The sequence below is a fragment of the Streptomyces sp. NPDC005574 genome, assembly GCF_040605435.1.
GTDB lineage: Bacteria > Actinomycetota > Actinomycetes > Streptomycetales > Streptomycetaceae > Streptomyces.
On the sequence record NZ_JBEXCW010000001.1, the window covers coordinates 12,269 to 39,192 of the forward strand.

21 protein-coding genes, 7 tRNA genes and 1 pseudogene are annotated in these 26,924 nt (G+C 71.1%); 18 read left to right on the plus strand and 11 right to left on the minus strand.

Features of this window, described 5'->3' with window-relative positions; genetic code table 11:
* Positions 1-85: 85 nt before the first annotated feature.
* The 8 genes from ABZT03_RS00065 (at position 86) to ABZT03_RS00100 (ending at position 7,336) form a co-directional block, all read left to right on the plus strand.
* On the plus strand, positions 86-1,579 hold the full coding sequence (locus ABZT03_RS00065) for a metallophosphoesterase (protein ID WP_356031304.1): 1,494 nt from the start codon (positions 86-88) through the stop codon (positions 1,577-1,579).
* A gap of 209 nt (positions 1,580-1,788) precedes the next feature.
* Positions 1,789-1,861 (plus strand) — tRNA-Glu (locus ABZT03_RS00070).
* Between the two features lie 40 nt (positions 1,862-1,901).
* Positions 1,902-1,976, plus strand: a tRNA-Asp gene (locus tag ABZT03_RS00075).
* 24 nt (positions 1,977-2,000) lie between these two features.
* Positions 2,001-2,074 (plus strand) — tRNA-Phe (locus ABZT03_RS00080).
* 119 nt (positions 2,075-2,193) lie between these two features.
* Positions 2,194-2,688 (plus strand): hypothetical protein, encoded by a 495-nt coding sequence (locus ABZT03_RS00085; RefSeq protein ID WP_356031306.1) that lies wholly within the window; start codon positions 2,194-2,196, stop codon positions 2,686-2,688.
* Between the two features lie 82 nt (positions 2,689-2,770).
* Entirely contained in the window at positions 2,771-6,727 is a 3,957-nt protein-coding gene (gene hrpA, locus ABZT03_RS00090; RefSeq protein ID WP_356031308.1) for an ATP-dependent RNA helicase HrpA, read from the plus strand.
* 94 nt (positions 6,728-6,821) lie between these two features.
* Positions 6,822-6,896, plus strand: a tRNA-Asp gene (locus tag ABZT03_RS00095).
* 248 nt (positions 6,897-7,144) lie between these two features.
* Positions 7,145-7,336 (plus strand): DUF6274 family protein, encoded by a 192-nt coding sequence (locus ABZT03_RS00100; protein ID WP_356031311.1) that lies wholly within the window; start codon positions 7,145-7,147, stop codon positions 7,334-7,336.
* A gap of 461 nt (positions 7,337-7,797) precedes the next feature.
* Here ABZT03_RS00100 and bldC read toward each other — a convergent pair whose 3' ends face one another.
* Both bldC and ABZT03_RS00110 read right to left on the minus strand, forming a co-directional pair.
* Entirely contained in the window at positions 7,798-8,004 is a 207-nt protein-coding gene (bldC, locus tag ABZT03_RS00105) for a developmental transcriptional regulator BldC (RefSeq protein ID WP_003949541.1), read from the minus strand.
* A 516-nt stretch (positions 8,005-8,520) separates the two neighbouring features.
* Positions 8,521-9,372: a hypothetical protein gene (locus ABZT03_RS00110; protein WP_356031314.1), complete on the minus strand. Its 852-nt coding sequence runs from the start codon at positions 9,370-9,372 to the stop codon at positions 8,521-8,523.
* Positions 9,373-9,595: 223 nt separating this feature from the next.
* On the opposite strand from ABZT03_RS00110, the gene ABZT03_RS00115 reads away from it, so the two are divergent.
* Positions 9,596-10,690, plus strand: a complete 1,095-nt coding sequence (locus ABZT03_RS00115) for a Glu/Leu/Phe/Val dehydrogenase dimerization domain-containing protein (RefSeq protein WP_356031317.1) — start codon at positions 9,596-9,598, stop codon at positions 10,688-10,690.
* Between the two features lie 298 nt (positions 10,691-10,988).
* On the plus strand, positions 10,989-11,240 hold the full coding sequence (locus ABZT03_RS00120) for a DUF3073 domain-containing protein (protein WP_356031320.1): 252 nt from the start codon (positions 10,989-10,991) through the stop codon (positions 11,238-11,240).
* 100 nt (positions 11,241-11,340) lie between these two features.
* Here the strand turns inward: ABZT03_RS00120 and purM are convergent, their stop codons facing one another.
* The 7 genes from purM to purS form a co-directional block, all read right to left on the minus strand.
* Positions 11,341-12,441 carry a phosphoribosylformylglycinamidine cyclo-ligase gene (gene purM, locus ABZT03_RS00125; protein WP_356031324.1) on the minus strand — a complete coding sequence of 367 codons (1,101 nt, stop codon included), beginning with the start codon at positions 12,439-12,441 and terminating at the stop codon, positions 11,341-11,343.
* A 44-nt stretch (positions 12,442-12,485) separates the two neighbouring features.
* Complete coding sequence (gene purF / locus ABZT03_RS00130) at positions 12,486-14,015, minus strand: amidophosphoribosyltransferase (protein WP_356031326.1); 1,530 nt, start codon at positions 14,013-14,015, stop codon at positions 12,486-12,488.
* A gap of 73 nt (positions 14,016-14,088) precedes the next feature.
* Positions 14,089-14,907: an META domain-containing protein gene (locus ABZT03_RS00135; RefSeq protein ID WP_356031329.1), complete on the minus strand. Its 819-nt coding sequence runs from the start codon at positions 14,905-14,907 to the stop codon at positions 14,089-14,091.
* Positions 14,908-14,947: 40 nt separating this feature from the next.
* Positions 14,948-15,745 (minus strand): sterol carrier family protein, encoded by a 798-nt coding sequence (locus tag ABZT03_RS00140; protein ID WP_356031331.1) that lies wholly within the window; start codon positions 15,743-15,745, stop codon positions 14,948-14,950.
* Between the two features lie 155 nt (positions 15,746-15,900).
* Positions 15,901-18,159: a phosphoribosylformylglycinamidine synthase subunit PurL gene (purL, locus tag ABZT03_RS00145; protein ID WP_356031334.1), complete on the minus strand. Its 2,259-nt coding sequence runs from the start codon at positions 18,157-18,159 to the stop codon at positions 15,901-15,903.
* Positions 18,156-18,836, minus strand: a complete 681-nt coding sequence (purQ, locus tag ABZT03_RS00150) for a phosphoribosylformylglycinamidine synthase subunit PurQ (RefSeq protein ID WP_356031337.1) — start codon at positions 18,834-18,836, stop codon at positions 18,156-18,158. Before purQ ends, purL begins: the two co-directional genes overlap by 4 nt.
* On the minus strand, positions 18,833-19,096 hold the full coding sequence (gene purS, locus ABZT03_RS00155) for a phosphoribosylformylglycinamidine synthase subunit PurS (protein WP_266399704.1): 264 nt from the start codon (positions 19,094-19,096) through the stop codon (positions 18,833-18,835). The genes purQ and purS overlap by 4 nt, the downstream gene beginning before the upstream one ends.
* 340 nt (positions 19,097-19,436) lie before the next feature.
* Between purS and ABZT03_RS00160 the strand changes: the two genes are divergently transcribed.
* From ABZT03_RS00160 to ABZT03_RS00195, 8 genes and pseudogenes are all read left to right on the plus strand, one after another.
* Positions 19,437-19,754 (plus strand): Lsr2 family protein, encoded by a 318-nt coding sequence (locus ABZT03_RS00160; RefSeq protein ID WP_356031341.1) that lies wholly within the window; start codon positions 19,437-19,439, stop codon positions 19,752-19,754.
* A gap of 125 nt (positions 19,755-19,879) precedes the next feature.
* Positions 19,880-19,951 (plus strand) — tRNA-Gly (locus ABZT03_RS00165).
* Between the two features lie 80 nt (positions 19,952-20,031).
* Positions 20,032-20,104: transfer RNA gene (locus ABZT03_RS00170), tRNA-Gly, on the plus strand.
* Between the two features lie 149 nt (positions 20,105-20,253).
* Positions 20,254-21,180 (plus strand): annotated as a pseudogene (locus ABZT03_RS00175) (ABC transporter ATP-binding protein); the annotation flags it as partial.
* Positions 21,181-21,467: 287 nt separating this feature from the next.
* Entirely contained in the window at positions 21,468-22,244 is a 777-nt protein-coding gene (locus ABZT03_RS00180) for an ABC transporter permease (protein WP_356031343.1), read from the plus strand.
* 17 nt (positions 22,245-22,261) lie between these two features.
* On the plus strand, positions 22,262-23,488 hold the full coding sequence (locus tag ABZT03_RS00185; RefSeq protein WP_356031346.1) for a histidine kinase: 1,227 nt from the start codon (positions 22,262-22,264) through the stop codon (positions 23,486-23,488).
* The gene (locus ABZT03_RS00190; RefSeq protein WP_356031348.1) at positions 23,485-24,096 is read left to right on the plus strand and encodes a response regulator transcription factor; all 612 of its coding nucleotides are present in this window, start codon (positions 23,485-23,487) and stop codon (positions 24,094-24,096) included. The genes ABZT03_RS00185 and ABZT03_RS00190 overlap by 4 nt, the downstream gene beginning before the upstream one ends.
* A gap of 23 nt (positions 24,097-24,119) precedes the next feature.
* Positions 24,120-24,192, plus strand: a tRNA-Gly gene (locus ABZT03_RS00195).
* 48 nt (positions 24,193-24,240) lie between these two features.
* Here ABZT03_RS00195 and ABZT03_RS00200 read toward each other — a convergent pair.
* Positions 24,241-25,140 carry a phosphoribosylaminoimidazolesuccinocarboxamide synthase gene (locus tag ABZT03_RS00200; protein WP_356031351.1) on the minus strand — a complete coding sequence of 300 codons (900 nt, stop codon included), beginning with the start codon at positions 25,138-25,140 and terminating at the stop codon, positions 24,241-24,243.
* Between the two features lie 84 nt (positions 25,141-25,224).
* Entirely contained in the window at positions 25,225-26,727 is a 1,503-nt protein-coding gene (locus ABZT03_RS00205) for a N,N-dimethylformamidase beta subunit family domain-containing protein (RefSeq protein ID WP_356031353.1), read from the minus strand.
* Positions 26,728-26,924: the final 197 nt, after the last annotated feature.

The following is a 26,924-nucleotide window of genomic DNA, read 5'->3' on the forward strand; positions in this document are numbered from 1 at the left end:
TGTCCGGTACGGCGCCCCGACGGCACCCGGCGAGACGCACCGGCCCGTCCGCATGGCGACCCCCGGACTTGGGCATACGCGACCAATGGTCCGCGTCCCCGCCGCCGCCCGGAAAGCCCTCCACTCCCTACGAAGGTCCCCCCGCCACCGCCCCCCGGTGCTCGAACTCGTACCCCGGCCCCGCCCCTGGGTCCGGGGGTTCGGCCTGGTCGCCGTCGTCGTGCTGGGTGCCTGGCTGGGCCTGCTGGTCGTGGGCAACGTGCGGGTTCCGGTGGGCCCCATGAACACCACCATGACGCTGCGGCCCTCGCTCACCGGCGGCACGAAGATCAACGTCTCCCCGCTGGGCGCGCTCCAGCTCGACAGCCACCACGCGCCCGTCCGCCTCGACGTCAACGTCGACCAGCTCGACCCCGTCCGCTCCCAGGCCCTCGTCGACCATCCCGAACGTCTCGCCGGCCTCCAGGACGAGGTCAGCCGGGACGTCGAGCACGGCACGCTCGACCTGGCCCTGCGCTCCTGCGTGGCCGTAGTCTCCGGCGCCACCGCCCTCGGCCTCGCCGTCTACCGCCGCCCCCGCCGCGCCCTCGCCGCCGGCGGCCTCGCCCTGACCCTGCTGACCGCCTCCGGCGTCTGCGCATACGCGACCTGGAACCCCGAGTCCGTCCTCGAACCGAAGTTCTCCGGCCTGCTGTCCTCCGCGCCGTCCCTGGTCGGCAACGCGCGCAGCATCGTCACCGAGTTCGACGTCTACCAGAAGGAACTGGCCCGCCTGGTCACCAACGTCACCAAGCTCTACGACGTCACCTCCACGCTGCCCGCCTACCAGCCGGACCCGAACACGATCCGCGTCCTGCACGTCTCCGACATCCACCTGAACCCGGCGAGCTGGAAGATCATCGGCTCGCTGGTGGAGCAGTACAAGGTCGACGTGATCGTCGACTCGGGCGACACCATGGACCACGGCTCGGCGGCCGAGAACGGTTTCCTCGACCCCGTCGCGGACCTCGGCGCCCCCTATGTGTGGGTCCGCGGCAACCACGACTCGCCCACCACCCAGCGCTACCTCAAGCGCATGAAGAACGTGCACGTCCTCGACGACGGCCGCGCCGAGACGGTGGCCGGGCTGCGCTTCGCCGGCATCGGCGACCCCCAGTTCACCCCGGACCGCTCGACCGTCCCGGGCGCCGCCGCCACCCAGGAACTGGCGGGCGACCGGCTGGCCGCCGCCCTTCGCGACCAGCGCGCTGCCGGCACCCCCGCGGACCTGGCCGTCGTCCACGAACCGTCGGCGGCCCGCCGGGTCGACGGCGAGGTCCCGCTGGTCCTGTCCGGGCACCTCCACCACGAGGAGACGGAGATCCTGAAGCGGGGCACCCGGCTGCGCGTCGAGGGCTCGACCGGCGGCAGCGGTCTGCGCGCGGTCGAGGGCAAGTACCCCGACCCGATCGAGGCGTCGATCCTCTACATGGACCGGGCCAGCCACCGCCTCCAGGCCTGGGACGAGATCAAACTCGGCGGGCTGGGCCTGACGACGGCGGAGGTGAGCCGTCATCTCCCCGAGGGGAACCAGCCCTGAGGCACCCGCCCCCATCTGGTTTGGCCCGCATCCGGGCCACGTAGTACAGTCTGTTCGTGCCCAAGGGCGCCGGTCAGGGCTTGACCGTCTTGAGCTTCCGTCGAAGCGAGGGAGAAGCGGAACCCTTCGGGGGAAAGCAAAGTCACATGCTTCTCACGTCCCCTTCGGTATCGGGAACGCGAAGACGAAGCAGAGCGGTTCGGCCTCTCGCCCTCATCGTCTAGCGGCCTAGGACGCCGCCCTTTCAAGGCGGTAGCACGGGTTCGAATCCCGTTGGGGGTACGCGGTACGGTGTGTGAGAGTGTTTCGCACACAACAGCTTGGTCCTGTGGAGCAGTTTGGAGTGCTCGCCACCCTGTCAAGGTGGAGGCCGCGGGTTCAAATCCCGTCAGGACCGCTGAGATCTCGCGAGAGATCTCGTGGCTGGGTAGCTCAGTTGGTACGAGCGATCGCCTGAAAAGCGATAGGTCGCCGGTTCGACCCCGGCCCCAGCCACATCCCGAAGGCCCCGTCCCTGTGGACGGGGCCTTCGTCTTCGTGCGTTCCGCTTGGCAGCGTTCCCCGGTGCCGCTACGTTCTGGCTGGTCGGCACAGGGGTCGAGGGCGGGGAGACGATGAGCCGGGACAAGGCCGGAACCGGTCAGGACGTCGAGCTGGAGAAGACCCGCGCGCGCTACGGCTTACTCGCGGTGGTGGTGAGCAACGTGGCCATCGCCGGGGTGGCCGCCTTCGGGGTCTGGCGGCTCGGAGGCGACAAGGCGGTGATCGTCGGAGTGCTCACCGCCGCGTTCACCGCGGTGAGCGGCACGACCACGGCCTACCTCGGCATCAAGGCGGTGTCCAACACGGCCCGGTCCATCGCGCTGGGCGAGGGCATCAGGCGGGAGGCGGCCCCCCTGCCGGCGCCGCTGCAGGTGCCGGCCTCCGCACCCGCCGGCGCGCCCACCACGGCACCCGCCCCGGCGACCGACCCGGCGGCGGCCTCCGCACCCTCCACAGCGACCGATCCGGTGCCGGCCTCCGCACCCGCACCCGCACCCGCACCCGCGGCACCCGCCGCTCCCGCCTCCGCCGCCGCACCCGCGCCGCCCGCCCCGCGCAGCCCCTGAACCGCCGTCCGGAAGGGCGTCCCCGGCCCCGGGACAAAAGCGTTCGCCACGAATTTCCCCGGGATGAGATCCTGGATCGCGTATGTCTACGCAATCTGCCCCCGAAACCCCGGCCGCCCTCGGCGCCCTCGCCCCCCGCCTGACCGAGCTGTCCCTGCGCGACGCGCACCGGCTCGGGCGCAGGCTCGAAGGGGCGCGCAGGATCCGCAAGCCGGAGGCCCGTGCCGCCGTGCTCGCCGAGATCGAGGCGGAGGTCGCCCGGGGCGAGGCCCGGATGGGGGAGCGGCGCGCCCGCGTGCCCGCCGTGACCTACCCCGAGCAGCTGCCCGTCAGCCAGAGGAAGGACCAGATCGCGGACGCCATCCGTGATCACCAGGTCGTCATCGTCGCCGGTGAGACCGGGTCCGGCAAGACGACGCAGATCCCGAAGATCTGTCTCGAACTGGGGCGTGGGGTGCGCGGCATGATCGGGCACACCCAGCCCCGCCGTATCGCCGCCCGTACCGTCGCCGAGCGGGTGGCGGACGAGCTGGACACCCCGCTGGGCGAGGCCGTCGGCTGGAAGGTGCGGTTCACCGACCAGGTGAATCCGGAAGGCACCTACGTCAAGCTCATGACGGACGGCATCCTGCTGGCCGAGATCCAGACCGACCGCGAGCTGCGCGCCTACGACACGATCATCATCGACGAGGCCCACGAGCGGTCCCTCAACATCGACTTCCTGCTCGGGTACCTCGCCCAGCTGCTGCCCAAGCGGCCGGACCTGAAGGTCGTCATCACCTCCGCGACCATCGACCCCGAGCGGTTCTCCCGGCATTTCGGTGAGGCGCCGATCGTCGAGGTCAGCGGCCGGACCTATCCGGTCGAGGTGCGGTACCGGCCGCTCCTGGAGGAGGACGGCGAGGACGCCGACCGCGACCAGATCACGGCGATCACCGACGCCGTCGAGGAGCTGATGGGGGAGGGCAAGGGCGACATCCTGGTCTTCCTCTCCGGTGAGCGGGAGATCCGGGACACGGCCGACGCGCTGACGAAGAAGCAGTACCGGTTCACCGAGGTGCTGCCGCTGTACGCACGGCTGTCGCACGCCGAGCAGCACCGCGTGTTCCAGCCGCACACCGGCCGCCGGATCGTGCTGGCGACCAACGTGGCGGAGACCTCGCTGACCGTCCCGGGCATCAAGTACGTCATCGACCCCGGCTTCGCCCGCATCTCGCGGTACAGCCACCGCACCAAGGTGCAGCGGCTGCCCATCGAGGCGATCTCCCAGGCGAGCGCCAACCAGCGCAAGGGCCGCTGCGGCCGGCTGAGCGACGGTGTCTGCGTCCGGCTGTACAGCGAGGACGACTTCCTGGCCCGCCCGGAGTTCACCGACGCGGAGATCCTGCGCACCAACCTCGCCTCCGTCATCCTGCAGATGACGGCGGCCGGCCTCGGCGACATCGAGAAGTTCCCCTTCATCGATCCGCCGGACCACCGCAACATCCGCGACGGCGTCCAACTGCTCCAGGAACTGGGCGCGTTGGACCCGGCGCAGAAGGACACCCGCAAGCGGCTCACCGACACCGGCCGCAAGCTGGCCCAGCTGCCCGTCGACCCCCGGCTGGCCCGGATGGTCCTGGAGGCCGACAAGAACGGCTGTGTGCGCGAGGTCATGGTCATAGCGGCCGCGCTGTCGATCCAGGACCCGCGGGAGCGGCCCGCCGACAAGCAGACGCAGGCCGACCAGCAGCACGCCCGCTTCCGGGACGAGACGAGTGACTTCCTCGCCTACCTCAACCTCTGGCGGTACGTCCGTGAGCAGCAGAAGGAGCGCGGCTCCTCGTCGTTCCGGCGGATGTGCAAGCAGGAGTACCTGAACTTCCTGCGCATTCGCGAATGGCAGGACATCTACTCGCAGTTGCGGACCGTCGCCAAGCAGATGGGCATCCACCTCACGGAGGACGACGCCCCGGCGGACCGCGTCCACGTCTCGCTGCTGGCCGGACTGCTGTCGCACGTCGGCATGAAGGACGTGAAGGACGGCGCGAAGAACGACTATCTCGGGGCCCGCGGCGCCAAGTTCGCGATCTTCCCGGGTTCGGCCCTCTTCAAGAAGCCCCCGCGGTTCGTGATGTCGGCGGAGCTGGTGGAGACGTCCCGGCTCTGGGCCCGCGTCAACGCGAGGATCGAGCCCGAGTGGGTGGAGCCGCTGGCCGGGCACCTCCTGAAGCGCACGTACAGCGAGCCGCACTGGGAGAAGGACGAGGCGGCGGTGATGGCGTTCGAGAAGGTGACGCTGTACGGCGTCCCGATCATCGCCCAGCGGAAGGTGAACTACGGCCGGATCGACCCGGAGACCAGCCGTGAGCTGTTCCTGCGCAACGCGCTCGTCGAGGGCGACTGGCGCACCCACCACAAGTTCTACGCCGACAACCGCCGGCTCCTCAGCGAGGTCGAGGAGCTGGAGCACCGGGCGCGGCGCCGGGACATCGTGGTCGACGACGAGACGCTGTTCGACTTCTACGACCAGCGGGTGCCCGACCACGTCGTGTCGGGCGCCCACTTCGACTCGTGGTGGAAGCACAAGCGGCACGAGCAGCCGGACCTCCTCGACTTCGAGCGGGAGATGCTCATCCGCGAGTCCGCGGAGGCGGTCACCAAGACGGACTATCCCGACACCTGGCGGCAGGGCCCGCTGAAGTTCCGGGTGACCTACCAGTTCGAGCCGGGCGCGGACGCGGACGGTGTCACCGTCCACATGCCGCTCCAGGTCCTGAACCAGGTCACCGGTGAGGGCTTCGACTGGCAGATCCCCGGCCTGCGGGAAGAGGTCGTCACGGAGCTGATCCGCTCCCTGCCGAAGCCGATCCGCCGCCACTACGTGCCGGCGCCGAACTTCGCGAAACGTTTCCTGGAGCGGTCGGTGCCGCTCCAGGAGCCACTGCCGGTGACCATGGCGCGCGAGCTGAAGCGGATGGTCGGTGTCCCCTTCGAGGCGGACGACTTCGACTGGTCGAAGGTCCCCGAGCATCTGCGCGTCACCTTCCGGATCGTCGACGAGCGGCGCCGCACGCTCGCCGAGGACAAGGACCTGGAGGCGCTGAAGATCAGGCTGAAGCCGAAGGCCCGCCAGGCGCTCTCGCAGGCCGCGGCGGCCACGGCGGAGCGGCAGGGCGGCGAGTCCCTGGAGCGCGCGGGGCTGACGGACTGGACGATCGGCTCCCTGACCCGCGTCTTCGAGACCCGCCGGGCCGGCCAGCCGGTGAAGGCGTACCCGGCGCTCGTCGACGACGGCGACACGGTGTCCGTGCGGCTCTTCGACACGGAGGCCGAGCAGACGGAGGCCATGTGGAAGGGCACCCGGCGGCTGATCCTGCGCAACATTCCGGTCAACCCGGGGAAGTTCGCGTCCGACCGGCTGACGAACGCCCAGAAGCTCGCCCTGTCCGCGAATCCGCACGGTTCCGTGCAGGCCCTGTTCGACGACTGCGCGACCGCCGCGGCGGACCGGCTGATCGGTGACCTCGGCGGCCCGGCGTGGGACGAGGAGTCGTACCGCAAGCTGTTCGACAAGGTGCGCGCGGAGATCGTCGACACCACGGTCCGCACGGTGGGGCAGGTGGAGCAGGTGCTGGCCGCCTGGCAGGCCTGTGAGCGCCGTCTGAAGGGCGTCCGCAGCCCCTCCCTGCTGGCGAACCTCACGGACGTCCGCACGCAGTTGGACGCCCTGGTGAAGCCGGGCTTCGTGACCGGTACGGGACTGCGCCGGCTGCCGGACCTGATGCGCTACCTCGTGGCCGCGGACCGGCGGCTCCAGCAGATGCCGACCAACGCCCAGCGGGACACCAGCCGCATGGAGAAGGTCCACGAGATGCAGGACGAGTACGCGTGGCTGCTGGAACAGATGCCCCAGGGCCGCCCGGTGCCCCCGGCGGTGCGGGACATCCGCTGGATGATCGAGGAGCTGCGGGTCAGCTATTTCGCCCACGCCCTGGGCACCGCGTACCCGGTCTCCGACAAGCGGATCGTGAAGGCGATCGACGCGGCTGTCCCGTAACAGCGCCCCCACCCTGGGTGAGTTCGACCGGGGGCTCCCCCTCCTGTACAGTCTCTTCTCGCAGCACAGCGCAACATCAAGTGCCGCGAAACCTGGTCCTGTGGAGCAGTTTGGAGTGCTCGCCACCCTGTCAAGGTGGAGGCCGCGGGTTCAAATCCCGTCAGGACCGCAGTGCAGGAAGGCCCGTCCCGCAAGGGGCGGGCCTTCTTCGTGTCCCGGCCTGTCCGCGGCCGGCCCTCCGGCCCCTCGCGGCCCGACCCTCCGGTGCCGGCCGCGACCGCCTTCCCGCCGCCCTGCGGGGCGTTCCCGGAGCCCGGAAGACGCCTGCGGGGCCCGAGGCCGTCTTGACGCCGTCCCGTTCGCTCGGTAACCAGGGACCAGGGCCCGTTCGCTCCCGTACGGCCCCGGAGGTGGCGCATGGCGGAGACGGTCAGGCACGAGACGCGGGCACTGCTCCGCGCGCACCTGTCGGCTGCCTCCTCCTACGGCCATCTGACGCGTCACTGCACGATCTGCCACCGACTGCTGCGGCTGGCCCTGGACTCCGGGCCACGGGGCGCACAGACCCCTCGGGAGGCCGCGGAGGACGAGAGCGCGGCCACCGCGTGAGGGCCGCCCGCGCCCAACACCCGCTGCCCGGTGGGGAGCTGGGAATCAGAGCTCCCTTTAGCGCACCCGCCCCCGGTGCAACAAGCGGCCCGACGTGTGACGGGTGTCACCGCATGAGTTTTTGAAAGTACGGTACTTACGCCTGACCTACAACTGGTCAATTTAATATGTGCAATTGCACCGGTCCGCAGGCGTTCTCCACAGGAGATCCGACACCCCTCCCCAGAGTCCGACAAGGGCGCTCACAGACCCCCGCACCGGCCGGGCTGCGCGCACAAAAAAGATCGCGCTGGACCCGGCGGAGTCCAGCGCGATCTACGACGCACCCTGTGTGTTGCTCGCAAAGCTTGGAAGTGCTTGGGCGTGGGGCCTGTTGGGGCAGGACCCGCGTCGCTTGGAGCTGTGGTCCCGGACGGTCGACAAGTGGGGGGACCTGCCGGTTTGTCCGGTTATTCAGTTGTTCAGGCTTCGCTGCGCTGCTGCGGGATGCCCGCGAGCAGAGCGCGGACTTCGGCTTCGCGGTACCGGCGGTGACCGCCGAGCGTGCGAATCGAAGTCAGCTTGCCGGCCTTCGCCCACCGCGTGACCGTCTTGGGGTCGACGCGGAACATGGTGGCGACCTCAGCCGGGGTCAGCAGCGGCTCGGCATCAGGGGTGCGAGCGGTCATGAGCGGCCTCCTCGGGAGAACCGAACCATCTCGGTTCTTTCCTCTAAATTCTGCACCTTGACCCGCGTTGCCCGAAATGGCGGACGCGAGTCGAGTCGGTTATAGGACGAACGGCTTGTCCTCGGCACTACAACTACACCATCCGTCCAGCCGCGTCGGCCAAACCGATGGAATTGCCCTCCCAGGTGTTCATCAGCGACGGAAGCCGATGGACCATGCCATAGCGGACAGTCACACCCCTGTGACGATCAGTCACAGGGGTGATCGGGAGTCATCAGACCCCCCATAGCGTGCAATGCTGAGATTCCACCCATACATGGGCAGACGGAGTCTCCCCCGGACTCCTTGTCCTATTTTGGCATGAGGGGGGGCAAGCGGCGCAAGGGCCGCGTACGTGCGGTCCGTCACGCTTGCCGACAATCGCCCGGTACGGGATCTACGCCCCTTGTTGACGAAACCTCAGGAACCGGAACCCGGTGCGAGGACGAAACCCCAAAAAGGGCGTCAGGTCAAACGTCAGTTCGCAGAGCGGCGGTCCCGCACCGCACGCCACCGCTCCACCAGCCGCCCGTACGCCTCGCCCGCGGCCGCCCCGTCGCCCTGCCGCAGCGCCGCGATGCCCTCGGCCACGTCCGTCGCCGAGTGGTCCCCGGCCAGCTCGTCGGCCGGCAGCACGTGCACCAGGCCGCCGTAGTCCAGCTCCACCAGCGAGCGCGGGTGGAACTCCTCCAGCCAGCGCCCGACGTCGACCAGGCCGTCGATCAGCGGTCCCTCGTCGAGGGTCTCCCGGAGCGTCCGCAGCGCCCGCGCCACCCGCCGCCGGGCCTGCACCATGGGTGTCCGGTAGCGCAGCACCGGCGCCTCGCCATCCCCCTCGCCCGCGCCCCTGCCGTGCTCCCGCTCCTCGTCGGAGACCAGCACGAACCAGTGCAGGGGCACCTGCCAGGTCGCCGTGCGGATCCAGGGGCGGGCGTCCGGGTTGCGGATCAGCCAGCGCTCGTAGTCCTTGGCGGCCTGTCCGCGCACGACCGGGGGCAGCACCGCGTCCAGCACCGGCGCCGGGAGTTCACCGCCGAGTTCGCCCAGGGCCTGCCAGCCGCGCAGCCGGGTCCGCCAGGGGCACACGCACACCACGCCGTCGACCTCGGCCACGAACGCGTCGCCGCTCTCGTGCACCGGTACCGGGACGGGCGGGGTGGGCAGCAGGTCGGTCAGGGAGCGGCGCAGCTCGTCCTGGTAGGAGGGGCGGTCGGTGCGGCGGGCGTAGCGCTCCCAGTGGGCGCGTTCCGTTTCCGGGAAGGCGGCCAGCGGTTCGTACACGCGCAGATAGGTCGCGTACGGGACCATCACCGAGGACACCTTGGGCACGCCTGCTCCCTCCCCCTCCCACCACCGGGAAAACCTGCCGGACCCCACGACGAACGCGCGGGAAATCCATGCAAATCGTCGCACGGCCCCACGCCGCCGACAGGTGATCCTGAACACGGGGCGGTCGGCGGGCGCACCCAGGCTCTAATCTCATGGCCACAGGCCCCGCCACCCGTACGGGAGCCCGTGTCCGACCGCCGCTACTTACCCGGGAGTCACCACCGTGACCGACGTAACCGGCGCGCCTGCTGATGTACTGCACACCCTGTTCCATTCGGACCAGGGGGGTCATGAGCAAGTCGTGCTCTGTCAGGACCGCGCCAGCGGACTCAAGGCCGTCATCGCCGTCCACTCCACCGCGCTGGGCCCCGCGCTCGGCGGTACGCGCTTCTACCCGTACGCGAGCGAGCAGGAGGCCGTCGCCGACGCGCTGAACCTCGCCCGCGGGATGTCGTACAAGAACGCCATGGCCGGTCTCGACCACGGCGGCGGCAAGGCCGTGATCATCGGCGACCCGGACCGGGACAAGACCGAGGAGCTGCTCCTCGCCTACGGCCGCTGCGTGGCCTCGCTCGGCGGGCGCTACGTGACCGCCTGCGACGTCGGCACCTACGTCGCCGACATGGACGTCGTGGCACGCGAGTGCCGCTGGACGACGGGCCGCTCCCCGGAGAACGGCGGCGCGGGCGACTCCTCCGTGCTGACCGCCTTCGGCGTCTACCAGGGCATGCGGGCCAGCGCCCAGCACCTGTGGGGCGACCCGTCGCTGCGCGGCCGCACGGTCGGCGTCGCGGGCGTCGGCAAGGTCGGCCACCACCTGGTCGAGCACCTGCTGGGCGAGGGCGCGCGGGTGGTGATCACCGACGTACGGCAGGAGGCGGTGCGGCGCGTCGCCGACAGGCATCCGTCCGTGGCGGTGGTCGCCGACACCGAGGCGCTGATCCGGGTCGAAGGGCTCGACATCTACGCGCCCTGTGCGCTCGGCGGCGCCCTCAGCGACGCGAGCGTCCCCGTGCTGACCGCCCGGGTGGTCTGCGGGGCGGCCAACAACCAGCTCGCCCACGCGGGCGTGGAGAAGGACCTCGCCGACCGCGGGATCCTCTACGCGCCGGACTACGTGGTGAACGCCGGCGGTGTCATCCAGGTCGCCGACGAGCTGCACGGCTTCGACTTCGAGCGGTGCAGGGCGAAGGCGGCGAAGATCTTCGACACCACGCTGGCGATCTTCGCACGTGCGAAGGCAGACGGGATTCCGCCGGCCGCCGCGGCCGACCGGATCGCGGAGCAGCGGATGGCGGAGGGCCGCCGGGCGGGCTGATCCGCCCCCCGGTCGCACCTCGGACCGGTACCCGTCGGCGGGCACTTCGAGAGAACTCTCACGTTCGTCGGCGGGTCGCCCGCGGATAAGTGGTTAAAATCGCGGTTGACCAGCGGGGAAAGGGCACCCCTCTGGCTCTGCGAACGGGCACGTCCTGTGGGCGACGTACCGTATGGGCGCGGGCTCAGGTACCGTGGAAGCCCTACGGACCGGTCTCTCCACGGAGAGCCCGTTCCAGATCATGAACGCGTGTCAAGACTCTGGGGCCGTCGAGCCCCGTATCCGAGGGGGTCGAGCCATGGGGCGCGGCCGGGCAAAGGCCAAGCAGACGAAGGTCGCCCGCCAGCTGAAGTACAGCAGCGGCGGGACTGACCTCTCGCGTCTGGCCAATGAGCTGGGCGCTTCGACTTCGAGTCAGCCGCCGAATGGCGAGCCGTTCGAGGACGACGACGAAGAAGACGACCCGTACGCGCAGTACGCGGATCTGTACAACGACGACGAGGACGAGGACGACCAGTCCGGTCCGACGTCTCAACGTCGCGGCGCTTGACGCAGTGCGCGTTCGGCGTGTCCCGCGGTTCTCGCAGTAACCGCACTTCACCCGGTCCAGGGCAGCAGCGCCGGACCGGGTTTTGTGCTGTCCCGCGGTCCTACACGGCGTAGTCGCCGACCAGTTCGGCGCCCGTCGCGTGGTCGCCGCGCTCGGTGATCTCACCGGCGACCCAGGCTTCGACCCCGCGGTCGGCGAGCGTCGCGAGCGCCACGTCCGCCGAGTCCCCGGGCACGATCGCGATCATGCCGACGCCCATGTTCAGCGTCTTCTCCAGCTCCAAGCGCTCGACCCGGCCCGTGCGCCCCACGAGGTCGAACACGGGGCCCGGGGTCCACGTGGAGCGGTCCACGACGGCGTGCAGCCCGTCGGGGATCACCCGGGCCAGGTTGGCCGCGAGGCCGCCGCCGGTGACGTGGCTGTAGGCGTGCACGTCGGTCGTGCGGGTCAGGGCCAGGCAGTCGAGCGAGTAGATCTTCGTCGGCTCCAGGAGTTCCTCGCCGAGGGTGCGGCCGAACTCCTCGACGTGCGCCTCCAGGGCCAGACCGGCCTGGTCCAGCAGGACGTGCCGGACGAGCGAGTACCCGTTCGAGTGAAGACCGGAGGCGGCCATGGCGACGACCGCGTCACCCGTACGGATGCGATCCGCGCCGAGCAGCCGGTCGGCCTCCACGACGCCCGTGCCGGCGCCGGCGACGTCGAAGTCGTCCGGGCCCAGCAGGCCGGGGTGCTCGGCGGTCTCGCCGCCCACCAGGGCGCAGCCGGCCAGGACACAGCCCTCGGCGATGCCCTTGACGATGGCGGCGACCCGCTCGGGGTGGACCTTGCCGACGCAGATGTAGTCGGTCATGAACAGCGGCTCGGCGCCGCACACCACGATGTCGTCCATGACCATGGCGACCAGGTCGTGGCCGATGGTGTCGTAGACGCCCAGCCGGCGCGCGATGTCGACCTTCGTGCCGACGCCGTCCGTGGCGGAGGCCAGCAGCGGGCGCTCGTAGCGCTTGAGGGCCGAGGCGTCGAAGAGGCCGGCGAAGCCGCCGAGGCCGCCGAGGACCTCGGGGCGCTGCGTCTTCCTCACCCACTCCTTCATCAGCTCGACGGCGCGGTCGCCCGCCTCGATGTCGACGCCGGCAGCCGCGTAGGAGGCACCGGGAGCACCGCCCGTCGCCGGAAGGGACTGATCAGACGCAGAAGACATTGCCTGGGATCTTTCGGGTTGGTGAAACGGGGCTCTGCGGCGCGTTACGGGCGACGGATCGCGTCGGCCGCGGCCGTGGCGGCGGGCCCGGCGGCCAGCTCGGTCTCCAGGAGCTGCTTGCCGAGGAGCTCGGGGTCCGGGAGCTCCATCGGGTACTCGCCGTCGAAGCAGGCGCGGCACAGGTTTGGCTTGGCAATGGTGGTCGCCTCGATCATGCCGTCGAGGGAGATGTACGAGAGCGAGTCGGCGCCCAGCGAGGTGCCGATCTCGTCGATCGTCATGCCGTTGGCGATGAGTTCCGCGCGGGTGGCGAAGTCGATGCCGAAGAAGCAGGGCCACTTGACCGGCGGGGAGGAGATCCGGATGTGGACCTCGGCCGCCCCCGCCTCGCGCAGCATCCGCACCAGGGCCCGCTGGGTGTTGCCGCGCACGATCGAATCGTCGACGACGACCAGGCGCTTGCCCTTGATGACTTCCTTCAGCGGGTTCAGCTTCAGCCGGATGCCCAGCTGGCGGATCGTCTGCGAGGGCTGGATGAACGTACGGCCGACGTAGGCGTTCTTGACCAGTCCGGCGCCGAACGGGATGCCGGACGCCTCCGCGTAGCCGATGGCCGCGGGGGTGCCGGACTCCGGGGTCGCTATCACCAGGTCGGCCTCGACCGGTGCTTCCTTGGCGAGTTTGCGGCCCATCTCCACGCGGGAGAGGTACACGTTCCGGCCGGCGATGTCGGTGTCGGGGCGCGCCAGGTAGACGTACTCGAAGACACAGCCCTTGGGCTTCGCGTCCGCGAAGCGTGAGGTGCGCAGGCCGTTCTCGTCGATGGCGACGAACTCGCCCGGCTCGATCTCACGGACGTAGGCGGCGCCGCAGATGTCGAGGGCGGCGGACTCGGAGGCGACGACCCAGCCGCGCTCCAGCCGGCCGAGGACCAGCGGGCGGATGCCCTGCGGGTCGCGGGCGGCGTAGAGGGTGTGCTCGTCCATGAAGACGAGGGAGAAGGCGCCCTGCACCTGGGGGAGGATCCGGGCGGACGCCTCCTCGATGGTCAGCGGCTTGCCGTCGTCGTCGACCTGGGCCGCGAGGAGCGCGGTCAGCAGGTCGGTGTCGTTGGTGGCCGCGACGCGGGTGGACCGGCCGTTGGTGTCCTTGGGGAGGTCGGCGACCATCTCGGCGAGCTGCGCCGTGTTGACCAGGTTGCCGTTGTGGCCGAGCGCGATGGAACCGTGCGCGGTGGCCCGGAACGTCGGCTGGGCGTTCTCCCACACGGAGGCGCCGGTGGTCGAGTAGCGGGCGTGACCGACCGCGATGTGACCCTGGAGCGAACCGAGCGAGGTCTCGTCGAAGACCTGGGACACGAGGCCCATGTCCTTGAAGACGAGGATCTGGGAGCCGTTGCTGACCGCGATACCCGCGGATTCCTGGCCTCGATGCTGGAGGGCGTAGAGCCCGAAGTAAGTGAGCTTGGCGACCTCTTCGCCGGGAGCCCAGACACCGAAGACGCCGCAAGCGTCCTGGGGGCCTTTCTCGCCGGGGAGCAGATCATGACTGAGTCGACCGTCACCACGTGGCACGCCACCGAGTGTAGGCGAGATCGACCACTGGTCCGAATTGGGGAATGGCCCCAAAACGGACCGCGGGCGGGCGTCAGCGATGGGCGACCGCGTGGACCGTGTCGGCGTTCTCGCTGGTCAGCGCGAGGTGCTCGTGATCGAGCGTGAAGGACACCGTCGCACCGAAGAGCCGCAGGAGCCTTCTCTCCGACGTCATGAGTGAGGCTTCGCACATCATTCGGGTCGTGGCGGGGGCGCCGAGGGTGATATGTCCGTCGTGGACCGTCGCCGTCGCGTTCACCTTGTTGCAGCCGAGGCTGCCGGAGACCTTTCCGCCCTTCTCGTCGAAGACGAGGTGGGCGCGGCCGTCCGTGTCGGGGGAGGTGACGACCCAGGTCGTGCCGTCGAGCGGGGTGGCGGCCCGCTTCGTGAGGGTGACGCGGTCGCCGTCGCCGGTGGTCAGCGTGAGCCGGCCGCCCTCGACCCGCGGGGTGAGGGGGTGGGCGGCGAGGGCGGTGGTGAGGCCGCGTTCGAAGGCCGGGGGGACGTCCTCGCAGGCCATGGCGGTCGACTCGATGCGGCCGAGGGAGAGCCGGTCGCCCGTGAAGGCGGCCGTGGAGGTGAAGCCGTTGCAGCCCAGGTTGCCCTCGACCCGGCCGTTCTCGGCGATCCGCAGATAGGCCCGGCCGGGTGCGCGGCTGGTGCGGCCGTTCACGGTGAGTGCGTCGACGGCCCAGCGGACGCCGGTGACGGGGGGATCCGCCGCGGCGGAGGCGCTGCCGCTGTCGCCGGCCCGCTGGCTGCCGCACGCGGCGGCGAGCGGGAGGAGGGCGGCCAGGGCGGTCGCCGTCACCGCCGGTCGCCGCCGGTGTCCGGAGGGGTTCGGTCGCTCCTTGTCCGTGTACGTGTCCATGCCGGTTCGACGGGCCGCCCCGACGACCGGTTCCCGCGTGTCACCCCATCAGCGGCAGCAGTCCGGCCAGGTCCGCCCGCTCCCCGCTCGCCCGGACCGAGCCGTCCTCCACCGCGTCCCGCCACGCCAGCCGCCCGGTCGCCAGCCGGACCCAGGTCAGCGGGTCGGTCTCCACCACGTTGGGCGGGGTGCCGCGGGTGTGCCGCGGACCTTCCACGCACTGCACGACGGCGTACGGCGGGATCCGCACCTCCGTCGAGCCGCCGGGCGCCCTGGCGGCGAGGGCGTCGGCCAGCAGCCGGACGCAGGCGGCCAGGGCCTGGCGGTCCTGCGGGATGTCGAGGCCGGGCACGGCGGCGTTGAGGTCGTCGGTGTGGACGACGAGTTCGACGGTACGGGTGACGAGGTAGTCGGCCAGGGTCATGGCGCCGGTGCGGGCGGCGAGGAGCCGGGTGTCCGGGGCGTCGGCCAGGCACTCGGCGAGCCGTTGCCCGGCGCCTTCGTACAGCGCGTCGAGGTCGGGGTGGGCGGCGGCGAGTTCACGGGTGCCGTCGGCGATGTCGGCGGCCCGGTCCGCGGTGGCGAACGGCCACTGGACCAGGGTGAGTTCGGCCTTCGGCGGTGCCTGCCGGTCGAGGTTGCGGCTCACGGTCTCCACCGCCATCGTCACGTGCGCCGCCAGGTCCCGCACGCTCCAGCCCGCGAGGCGGGTGGGCAGCTCCAGCTGCTCGGGAGTGAGGGTGCGGACGGCCGTACGGACGTTCCCGAACTGGGCGAGCACGGCGGTCCGGATCTTGGCGGGGGCGTAGACGCGGGCGCGCTTCTTGGCCGGGGGCATGGCGGTGAGCCTAACGCCCGCCCCGCCGGCCCCCGGATCGCGCCGGCGGTGTCCGTGGGCCGGCACGGCGAAGGCCCCGGCCGTCACAGCGGGCGGGGCCTTCGGCGTCGTAGGACCGTCCCGGTGGCCCGCTGGGCGGGGGCCGGGCAGGGGCGTTACGCGAACAGCGCCGGGATGGTGTCCTGGTGGGCCGTCCGGAGCTCGTCCAGGGAGAGCGTGAACTCGCCCTGGACGTCGACCGTGTCACCGTCGACGACACCGACGCGGGTGGCGGGCAGGCCGCGCGCCCCGCACATGTCGGTGAAGCGCAGCTCCTCGGAGCGCGGTACGGCGACGACCGCGCGCCCCGCCGACTCGGAGAAGAGGAAGGTGAACGCGTCGAGCCCGTCCGGTACGACCAGCCGGGCGCCCTTCCCGCCGAGCAGCGCCGACTCGACCACGGCCTGGACCAGACCGCCGTCGGACAGGTCGTGCGCGGAGTCGATCATGCCGTCGCGGGAGGCCGAGATGAGGATCTCGGCGAGCAGCCGCTCACGCTCCAGGTCGACCTTCGGGGGCAGGCCGCCGAGGTGGTCGTGGATCACCTGGGACCAGGCCGAGCCGCCGAACTCCTCACGGGTGTCGCCGAGGAGGTAGAGCAGGTGCCCCTCCTCCTGGAAGGCGACCGGCGTGCGCCGGGCCACGTCGTCGATGACGCCCAGGACCGCCACGACCGGGGTCGGGTGGATGGCGGCCTCGCCGGTCTGGTTGTACAGCGAGACGTTGCCGCCGGTCACCGGGGTGCCCAGCTGCCGGCAGGCGTCGGCCAGGCCGCGGACGGCCTCGGCGAACTGCCACATGACGGCCGGGTCCTCGGGCGAGCCGAAGTTCAGGCAGTCGGACACGGCGAGCGGCTTGGCGCCGGTCGTCGCGACGTTGCGGTAGGCCTCCGAGAGGGCCAGCTGGGCGCCCGCGTACGGGTCGAGCTTGGCGTACCGGCCGTTGCCGTCGGTCGCGATGGCGACGCCGAGGCCGGTCTCCTCGTCGATCCGGATCATCCCGGAGTCCTCGGGCTGGGCCAGCACCGTGTTGCCCTGCACGAAGTGGTCGTACTGCGAGGTGATCCACTTCTTGGACGCCTGGTTCGGCGACGACACCAGCCGCAGGACCTGGTCCCGCAGCTCCTCGCCCGTCGCCGGCCGGGGCAGCTTGTTCGCGTCGTCCGCCTGGAGGGCGTCCTGCCAGGACGGGCGGGCGTAGGGGCGCTCGTAGACCGGGCCGTCGTGGGCGACCGTGCGCGGGTCGACGTCGACGATCTTGCCGCCGTGCCAGAAGATCTCCAGCCGGTCGCCGTCGGTGACCTCACCGATGACGGTGGCGATGACGTCCCACTTGTCGCAGATCTCCAGGAACCGCTCGACCTTCGCCGGCTCGACGACCGCGCACATGCGTTCCTGCGACTCGCTCATGAGGATCTCCTCGGGCGAGAGCGTGGAGTCGCGCAGGGGCACGTCGTCGAGGGTGACGCTCATGCCGCCGGAGCCGTTGGAGGCCAGCTCGGACGTCGCACAGGACAGGCCGGCCGCGCCGAGGTCCTGGATGCCGACGACCAGCTTCTCCCTGAACGCCTCCAGGGTGCACTCGATGAGGAGCTTCTCCTGGAAGGGGTCGCCGACCTGGACGGCGGGGCGCTTGGAGGGCTTGGCGTCGTCGAAGGTCTCGCTCGCCAGGATCGAGGCGCCGCCGATGCCGTCACCGCCCGTGCGGGCCCCGTACAGGATGACCTTGTTGCCGGCGCCGGACGCCTTGGCGAGGTGGATGTCCTCGTGCCGCATGACACCGATGGCGCCCGCGTTGACCAGCGGGTTGCCCTGGTAGCAGGCGTCGAAGACGACCTCGCCGCCGATGTTCGGCAGGCCCAGGCAGTTGCCGTAGCCGCCGATGCCGGCGACGACACCCGGCAGGACGCGCTTGGTGTCGGGGTGGTCGGCCGCGCCGAAGCGCAGCGGGTCCACGACCGCGACCGGTCGCGCGCCCATCGCGATGATGTCGCGCACGATGCCGCCCACGCCGGTGGCCGCGCCCTGGTAGGGCTCGACGTAGGAGGGGTGGTTGTGCGACTCGACCTTGAAGGTGACCGCGTAGCCCTGGCCGACGTCCACGACGCCCGCGTTCTCACCGATGCCGACGAGCAGGGCGTCGGACTGCGGGGCCTTCTCGCCGAACTGGCGCAGATGCACCTTGCTGCTCTTGTACGAGCAGTGCTCGGACCACATGACGGAGTACATGGCGAGCTCGGCACCGGTGGGCCGGCGGCCGAGGATCTCCACGACCCGCTCGTACTCGTCCTTCTTCAGGCCGAGTTCGGCCCAGGGCAGCTCCACGTCCGGCGTCGCGGCCGCGTGCTCGACCGTGTCCAGCGGAGTCCGGCTCATGCGTTGACCAGCTTCTTGAGGATCGAGGTGAAGAACGGCAGACCGTCGGTACGACCGGTACCGATCAGCGACTCGACGGCGTGCTCCGGGTGCGGCATCAGGCCCACGACGTTGCCGGCCTCGTTGGTGATGCCGGCGATGTCACGGAGGCTGCCGTTGGGGTTGACGTCCAGGTACCGGAAGGCGACCCGGCCCTCGGCCTCCAGCATGTCGAGCGTGCGCTCGTCGGCGACGTACCGGCCGTCCATGTTCTTCAGCGGGATGTGGATCTCCTGGCCGGCCGCGTAGTCGGCGGTCCAGGCGGTGTCCGCGTTCTCCACCCGCAGCTTCTGGTCACGGCAGATGAAGTGCAGGTGGTCGTTGCCCAGCATCGCGCCGGGCAGCAGGTGCGCCTCGGTGAGGATCTGGAATCCGTTGCAGATGCCGAGGACCGGAAGGCCGGCCCTCGCCTGCTCCAGAAGCGGTTCCATCACCGGCGAGAAGCGCGCGATGGCTCCGGCCCGCAGATAGTCGCCGTAGGAGAAACCCCCGCACAGCACCACGGCGTCGACCTGCTTGAGGTCCTTGTCCTTGTGCCACAGGGCGACCGGTTCGGCGCCCGCGACGCGGATCGCGCGCTGGGTGTCCCGGTCGTCGAGGCTGCCGGGGAAAGTGACGACGCCAATACGAGCGGTCACTTCGCGGCCCCCGCGACTTCCTCCACCTTGACGGTGAAGTCCTCGATCACGGTGTTGGCGAGGAAGGATTCCGCAAGATCGTGGATGCGGGCGAGCGCGGCCTCGTCGACCGGCCCGTCAACTTCCAGTTCGAATCGCTTTCCCTGACGTACGTCGGAGATGCCTTCGAAACCCAGCCGCGGCAGTGCGCGCTGCACCGCCTGGCCCTGGGGGTCGAGGATCTCCGGCTTGAGCATGACGTCGACTACGACGCGTGCCACTGGCACTCCCGGTGTGTGGTGCTGAGCAGGTTCCTTCAGACTACCCGCACAAAATTTCTACGCGGGTAGAGTTGGAGGAATCTACGTGACGGCGATCACGATCCGGCATCGAAGGGGTGCCTTCACGAAAAGTTCAGGGAAAGATCCCGGATCACACCGGCATACCCATTGCGCCAGGACACGCGGGCAGATTTAGTCGGGCTTCACAATGCATTGCCGGGCCCTGTACAAATGAATTAGCAATAGCCGATACTTTGCCCAATATCAGGCGGACAGTCGGCATCTCCGAGACGTCCTGGCACGTCATCGCAGAGATGCCGCACGAAGGGACCGATTATTCGTGGCGCAGCGTGTCGTGGTCACTCTCTTTGACGACATCGACGGCTCGGAAGCGGCGGAGACGATCGCCTTCGGGCTCGACGGCAAGTCGTACGAGATCGACCTGAACCAAGCCAATGCCAAGAAACTGCGTAAGGCGCTCGAGCCATACCTGGAGGCGGGCCGCAAGCGCTCGCGGTCCGGCAAGGCGTACCGGCAGACGGAGGTCGCGCCCGACCCGGCGGCCGTCCGGGCCTGGGCCCAGGCGAACAAGATGGACGTCCCCGCACGCGGCCGGATTCCCAAGAAGGTCTACGAGGCGTTCGCCGAGGCGCAGTGAGCCGTGGGCCGACGGCCGGTCACCCGCCCCTCGGACGACCCGACTTGCGCTGCACCCCTCCTGGTCAGCTAGAGTCTGGAGCACGCCGAGGGGCAAGGCCGAAAAGCCCACCTCACGGAGTACACGCGGGTGTAGTTCAGTAGTAGAACATCCCCCTTCCAGGGGGAAGGCGCAGTGTGCAATTCCTGTCACCCGCTCTGCACCGCCGATCTGACCACTGTGGTGGATCAGGTAGGCTGGTGCTCGCGCCGATCGGTGAGAGCCGGTCGGAGGCAATGCGGACGTAGCTCAGTTGGTAGAGCGCAACCTTGCCAAGGTTGAGGTCGCGAGTTCGAACCTCGTCGTCCGCTCCGCGAATGAAGGCCCCGGTCATCGACCGGGGCCTTTGTCGTGCTCCCGGTTGTCGCCCTGTCGATCCCGGTGACCGTCTGACATTTGTCATGCCGAGTGATGACAGCGCGCACTGCTGCCGGGACCGGGGCGCCGGGACGCTGAAGGCATGGACACCAGCGAACGCGAACACGTGATTGAGGTCACCGACCTGCGGCGTGTGTACGGGGGCGGGTTCGAGGCGGTGCGCGGAATCACGTTCTCCGTGCGCCGCGGCGAGGTCTTCGCCCTGCTCGGCACCAACGGCGCGGGCAAGACGTCGACGGTCGAACTCCTGGAGGGGCTGGCCCGGCCGGCCGGCGGACAGGTGCGGGTCCTCGGCCACGACCCCCGCACCGACCGTGCCGCCGTACGGCCCCGCACCGGCGTCATGCTCCAGGAGGGCGGCTTCCCCTCCGAACTGACCGTCACCGAGACCGCGCGCCTGTGGGCGGGCTGCACCAGCGGGGCGCGCCCCGCACGCGAGGCGCTCGCGCTGGTCGGGCTGGAACGCCGGGCCGGTGTACGGGTCAAGCAGTTGTCCGGGGGCGAGCGGCGGCGCCTTGACCTGGCGCTCGCCCTGCTCGGTGAGCCCGAGGTGCTGTTCCTCGACGAGCCGACGACCGGGCTGGACGCCGAAGGGCGCCGGGCCACCTGGGACTTGGTGCGGGCCCTGCGGGACGCGGGGACGACGGTGCTGCTCACCACGCACTATCTGGAGGAGGCGGAGGACCTCGCCGACCGGCTCGCCATCCTGCACGACGGGCGGATCGCGACGGCCGGGACGCCGGCCGAGGTGACCGCCGGACAGCCCTCCCGGATCGCCTTCGAACTGCCCGAGGGGTACTTCGTGGGAGACCTGCCGCCGCTCGGCGAGCTGGGCGTGAGCGGACACGAGGTCGACGGCCGCCTGGTCCGGCTGCGTACCGGGCAGCTCCAGCGGACGGCCACCCGGCTGCTGGTGTGGGCCGAGGAGACGGGTGTGGAACTGCGCCGGCTGGACGTGCGCTCGGCCTCGCTGGAGGAGGCGTTCCTGCGGATCGCACGGGAGGCGTCGAGGCGGGGCGCCGCGGAACGGGACGGGTCCGGGGCGCCGGGGCGAGGCGCCCGGGAACGGGACCGGTCCGGGGCGCCGGGGCGAGACGCCCCAGAACGAGACCGGTCCGGGACGCCGGGGCGAGACGCCCCAGAACGAGACCGGTCCGGGACGCCGGGGCGAGACGCCCCAGAACGAGACCGGTCCGGGACGCCGGGGCGGCACGCCCAGCAACGGGAGCGGTCCGGGGCGTCGGGGCCGGGCGCCGCGGAACGGTCCGGCGCGGGCACGAACCAGGAGTACGCGGCATGAGCGACGTGCTGACCACCCCCGCGGGCCGGATGGTGGCGCTGGCGCGGGCCGAGCTGACGCTCCTCGGGCGCAACCAAACCGCGCTCCTGTCGGCCGTGTTCGTGCCGCTGGCGCTGCCGTTCAGCGTGCGGTCGCTGGCCGACGGGATGGACCTCGGCGACGCCGGCCTGAGCGTCGGCCTGGTCCTGCTGCCCGCCGCCATCGGCTTCTCGCTGCTCTTCGCCGTCTACACGACGCTCGTGGGAGTCTTCGCCGCCCGCCGGGAGGAACTCGTCCTCAAGCGGCTGCGCGTCGGTGAGCTGCGCGACCCGGAGATCCTCTGCGGAGCCGCCCTGCCGGCCGCCGCCCTCGGTCTCGCCCAGTCGCTGCTGCTGGCGGTCGGCTGCGCCGTCCTGCTCGACGTGCCCGCCCCCAGGGCGCCCCAACTCGCCGTGCTGGGAATCCTGTCGGGCCTCGTGCTGTGCACGGTCCTCGCCGCGGTCACGGCCGGCTTCACACGGACCGCGGAGAGCGCGCAGGTCACCTCGCTTCCGCTGGTCCTCGTCTCACTGACGGGCTCCGGGGTCGTCGTCCCCCTGGAACTGCTGCCCCACCGGACGGCCGTGCTGTGCGAACTGCTGCCGCTGACTCCGGTGATCACCCTCGTGCGCGGCGGCTGGAGCGGCGACCTCTCCGCGTACGAGACGCTCGGACCGCTGCTCACCGCCCTGGCCTGGACCGCCGCGGGAGTGTTTGCTGTACGGCGGTGGTTCCGGTGGGAGCCGCGACGCTGACGGACGGGGGGAGCGAGGTGCGCGCTCCGGTGGGATGGTGGCGGGGCAAGAGCACGCCGGCGAAGGTCGAGACGTACACGCGGTGGTCGTTTCACTTCTTCATGCTGGTCGAGGTCGCCACGTTCGGGCTCCCGGCCCTGAGCCAGGCGCCGGCGCGGCAGGCAATCTGGCCGCTCCTGACGGTGGGCGTGCACGCGGTGGTCTGCGCGGTCACCGCGTCACGGGCACTGGACTGGACACGCGGACGACGCGAGCGGCCCACGCGTCTGCTGTGGGGGCTCACCGCACTCACCCTGGTGATCGCGGCGACGGCGATCGCCGTCAGGGAACTGGGTCCGGCCGGCGACGTGACCGGCTCGACGGCCGACGCCCTGTTCATGGGCGTGCTCAGCTTCGGCGCCGGTGGCGTCACGCTCGGCGTCCGCGACCGGTGGCGCGCGCTCGCCGTCGTGGGCGGCTTCGCGGCAGCCGCCGGCATCCTGGCGCTGCCGCTGGGGCTCTCCGCGCCCGGCGCGTTCGGCATGCTGCTCGCCGTGCTGGTCGGCGCTGGATTCCTCGCCGTCACGTCCCTGTTCTCCGTCTGGCTCCTGGACGCGGTCTACGCGCTCGACGAGGCCCGCGAGACCCGCGCCCGCCTCGCCGTCGCCGAGGAACGGCTGCGGTTCGGACGCGACCTGCACGACGTGATGGGACGGAACCTGGCCGTGATCGCGCTCAAGAGCGAACTGGCCGTGCAGCTGGCGCGGCGCGGGCGGCCCGAGGCCGTGGACCAGATGACCGAGGTGCAGCGCATCGCGCGGGAGTCGCAGCGCGAGGTCCGGGATGTCGTACGGGGATACCGGGAGGCCGATCTCGGTGTCGAACTCGCCGGTGCGCAGGGGGTGTTGACGGCTGCGGGCATCCGGTGCGAGGTGAGCGGGGAGAGCGCCGGGCTGCCCACCGAGGTGCAGTCGGCGCTCGGCTGGGTGGTCCGGGAGGCGACGACCAACGTGCTGCGGCACGGGGACGCGGAGCGGTGCGCGGTGGCCCTGCTGGTGACGCCGGAACACGTCATGCTCACCGTGGAGAACGACGGGGCCCGCGAACCCGCCGGAGTGGGTGGCTCGGGGCTGACGGGGCTGCGGGAGCGGCTGACGGCGGTGGACGGGACGCTGGAGGCGGGGGCCGTCGCAGAGGACCGGTTCCGGGTGGTGGCCACGGTGCCGCTGCCGGCGCCCCGCACCGTGAGCGAGGTCCTCGCATGAACCCCGTACGGCTGCTGCTCGCCGACGACGAGCACCTCATCCGGGGCGCGCTCGCCGCGCTCCTGTCGCTGGAGGACGACCTGGTGGTGGTCGCGGAGGCGGCCAGCGGGCCCGAGGCGCTGGCGATGGCGCTGTCCCACGCCCCCGACGTGGCCGTCCTCGATCTGCAGATGCCCGGCGCGGACGGTGTGAAGGTCGCCACATCGCTGCGCGCCGAACTGCCCGGCTGCCGGGTGCTGATCGTCACCAGCCACGGCAGGCCCGGCCACCTGAAGCGGGCCCTGGAGGCGGGCGTGCGCGGATTCGTGCCGAAGACGGTCAGCGCACGACGGCTCGCGGAGATCATCCGCACGGTGCACGCCGGGAGCCGTTACGTCGACCCGGAGTTGGCCGCCGACGCGATCGTCGCCGGCACCTCGCCGCTGACCTCGCGGGAGGCCGAGGTACTGGAGCTGGCCGCCGACGGGGCGCCGGTCGCGGAGATCGCGCGCCGGGCCGCGCTGTCGCAGGGAACCGTGCGGAACTACCTCTCGTCGGCCGTCTCCAAGCTCGGGGCGGACAACCGTCATGCGGCGGTGCGGCTCGCCCGGGAGCGAGGTTGGGTATAGTTGCTCTCGCGCCACGGCGCAGCGCGGACGTAGCTCAGTTGGTAGAGCGCAACCTTGCCAAGGTTGAGGTCGCCAGTTCGAACCTGGTCGTCCGCTCGTGTGAAGGAAGGCCCCGGTCGTCGACCGGGGCCTTCGTCGTGCGGGTCAGCTCCAGCTGGTGCCCGTCAGACGCTCGAACGCCTCCACGTACTTGGCGCGGGTCGCCTCCACCACCTGCTCCGGCAGCGGCGGCGGGGGCTGCTCCGCCGCCCGGTCCCAGCCGGACTCCGCCGAGGTCAGCCAGTCACGGACGAACTGCTTGTCGTACGACGGCTGCGCCCGGCCCGGCTGCCACTGGTCGGCCGGCCAGAAGCGGGAGGAGTCCGGGGTGAGGACCTCGTCGGCGAGGACGAGGGTGTCTCCGTCGAAGCCGAACTCGAACTTGGTGTCCGCCAGGACGATCCCCCGGTCGCGGGCGATGTCGCGGGCGCGGCTGTAGACGGCGAGGGTCGTCTGCCGCAGGTGGGCGGCGGTCTCCGCGCCGACCTGGCGGGCGACCTCCTCGTAGGCGACGTTCTCGTCGTGCTCGCCGACCGCCGCCTTGGTGGCCGGGGTGAAGATCGGGCCGGGCAGCTCCGAGCCGTCGACCAGGCCCTCGGGCAGGGCGAGGCCGCAGACGGTGCGGGACTCCTGGTACTCCGCGAGGCCCGAACCGGTGAGGTAGCCGCGGGCCACGCACTCGACCGGGACCATCCGCAGCGACCTGCAGACGAGGGTGCGGCCGGCCCAGTCGGCGGGGGCGCCGGCGGGCAGCTCGGTGCTCAGGACGTGGTTCGGTGCCAGGTCCCGCAGCTTGTCGAACCACCACAGGGACAGCTGCGTGAGGACGCGGCCCTTGTCGGGGATCTCGGTGGGCAGCACCCAGTCGTAGGCGGACAGGCGGTCGCTGGCGACCATCACGAGGTCGCCCGCCTCGTTCTGGTACAGATCGCGCACCTTGCCGGTGTGCAGGTGCACCAGGCCCGGAACCTGGAGCGGCTCGGGCTTTTCGACGAATCCGGACACGGTTCCTCCCCGTGGTTCTGTCACGTGGCTCGATTCTCCCGTATGCGGGGAACGTCGCGGACACGGGGACCGGGGAGTGACCGGTCAGTCACGTTTGCAGATGCGGTCCAGGAGGTTCGCCGTGGCCCGCTGAACCCGCGCGTCGACGTGGCCGGGCCGGTCCAGGGACGGCGACCAGGCGAACGTCCCGGATGCGAAGACCAGCGCGCCGGAGGGGGCCCGGTACAGGGAGGTCTCCTGGTGGCGGAGCGTGCCGTCGGCGTCGGTGTACGGCGAGTGCGCGAGCAGGATGCGGTCGTCGTGCTCGGGCAGCGGGACGCGCGGGAAGTAGCGGTCGGCCTCGCCCGCGACCAGCCCGGCGATCTCGTCGCCCTCGTGCGCCCCTGTGGCCTCCCACAGCCAGTGGTCGGCGTTGCGGACGATCAGCGGGCTCGGTTCGGGGACGCGGCCCGCGTACTGGATGCCGATCAGCTGCTGTTCGGCGCGGTCGACCTCCCGCCAGAGCAGCGGGCGGCCAGGACCCCTGCGCTTGCGGCAGGTCAGCAGCCGGTCGGGGACGCCGGACGGCGAGGGGCTCAACTCGACCTGCCAGTACAGGCTGTTGGCAGACAGGAACACCAGGGACGTGCCGTGGTCGCGGGCGTCCTCCACGGTGCGGCGCATGGCCGTCGACCAGTACTCGTCGTGCCCGGGGAAGACCAGGCCGCGGTAGCGGGTGGGGTCGACGTGACCACCGTGCAGGTCGCGGGCGTCCGCGTAGGCGAGGTCGTAGCCGTAGCGCTCGGCCCAGCGGATGAAGTCGTAGGCGTGACCGACGTGCAGGGGGAGGCCGGCCCCCGCGTACGGCCGGTCGAAGGAGACCGTCGTCGCCGCGTCGGACTCGCCCAGCAGCCGGCCGTCGTCGTCCCAGGCGTGGTAGAGGCTGGCCCCGGTGCGGCCGTCCTCCGGGTAGAGGTTGTACGCCTGCCAGGTGATGTCGGGCAGCAGCAGGAGCAGGTCGGCGGGCTGGTGGTCGCGGACGGTGAAGGGGACGTGGGAGCGGTGGCCGTCAGCGGTGGTGAGGACGGCGACGTACGCGCCGGCGCTCCAGTAGCTCGGGACCTGGAGCCGCCAGGACAGCCACCAGTGGTGGCAGGAGACCGTGCGGTCCGCGGTGAGCGGCGGCGGCTGCACGATCCCCGAGAGCCGGGGGCTGGTGGTGATCTTGGCCGCGCCGTCACCGCCGTAGTGGCCGATGCGGTAGACGTCGACGCTGAACTGCTGGGGCGGGTCGACGGTGATGTGGAAGTCGACGGCCTCGCCGGGCTGGACCGCGCCGGTCGAGGTGAAGCCCTTGATCTGGCGCCGGACGTCGTCGGCGGCGCGGGGGCCTCCGGCCGCACGGGGGGCCGGGATCCTCGGCCTGTCCGCCCGCGGGTCGGCGGCCGGGTCCGCCTCGACGTACCAGGGGACCATGTGTCCGGTGTCGCCGAAGTACGTCTCGCTGCCCCGGAGCCAGGGAACGGGGCCCTGGCCGAAGGGGTCCGTCACCGCGTGGGCCAGGGCTCCCGACTCCCAGCGGCGGCTGTGCTCCGATCCCGTGCCCATGGTCGCTCCCCTCCCTCTCGCCCCCGTGGTAATGCGTCTTGAGTGGTGGTCCGGCGGTGCGTTGTGGGTCTGGTGGTGGCTGGTGGATCTATTGGTGGCTGGTGGGTCTGCTGGTGGTGGGTCTGCTGGTGTGGGTCTGTCCGCCGTGGTGTGCGGTCGGCGCGGTGGTGCCGTGCCGGGGCGCCCGCGCCGGGGTG

Coding starts and splice junctions, on each gene's coding strand:
- ABZT03_RS00065 (WP_356031304.1), top strand. CDS start 86: ATGGTCCGCGTCCCCGCCGCCGCCCGGAAAGCCCTCCACTCCCTACGA.
- ABZT03_RS00085 (WP_356031306.1), top strand. CDS start 2,194: ATGAGCCGGGACAAGGCCGGAACCGGTCAGGACGTCGAGCTGGAGAAG.
- hrpA (WP_356031308.1), top strand. CDS start 2,771: ATGTCTACGCAATCTGCCCCCGAAACCCCGGCCGCCCTCGGCGCCCTC.
- ABZT03_RS00100 (WP_356031311.1), top strand. CDS start 7,145: ATGGCGGAGACGGTCAGGCACGAGACGCGGGCACTGCTCCGCGCGCAC.
- bldC (WP_003949541.1), bottom strand. CDS start 8,004: ATGACCGCTCGCACCCCTGATGCCGAGCCGCTGCTGACCCCGGCTGAG.
- ABZT03_RS00120 (WP_356031320.1), top strand. CDS start 10,989: ATGGGGCGCGGCCGGGCAAAGGCCAAGCAGACGAAGGTCGCCCGCCAG.
- purM (WP_356031324.1), bottom strand. CDS start 12,441: ATGTCTTCTGCGTCTGATCAGTCCCTTCCGGCGACGGGCGGTGCTCCC.
- ABZT03_RS00135 (WP_356031329.1), bottom strand. CDS start 14,907: ATGGACACGTACACGGACAAGGAGCGACCGAACCCCTCCGGACACCGG.
- ABZT03_RS00140 (WP_356031331.1), bottom strand. CDS start 15,745: ATGCCCCCGGCCAAGAAGCGCGCCCGCGTCTACGCCCCCGCCAAGATC.
- purL (WP_356031334.1), bottom strand. CDS start 18,159: ATGAGCCGGACTCCGCTGGACACGGTCGAGCACGCGGCCGCGACGCCG.
- ABZT03_RS00180 (WP_356031343.1), top strand. CDS start 21,468: ATGAGCGACGTGCTGACCACCCCCGCGGGCCGGATGGTGGCGCTGGCG.
- ABZT03_RS00190 (WP_356031348.1), top strand. CDS start 23,485: ATGAACCCCGTACGGCTGCTGCTCGCCGACGACGAGCACCTCATCCGG.
- ABZT03_RS00205 (WP_356031353.1), bottom strand. CDS start 26,727: ATGGGCACGGGATCGGAGCACAGCCGCCGCTGGGAGTCGGGAGCCCTG.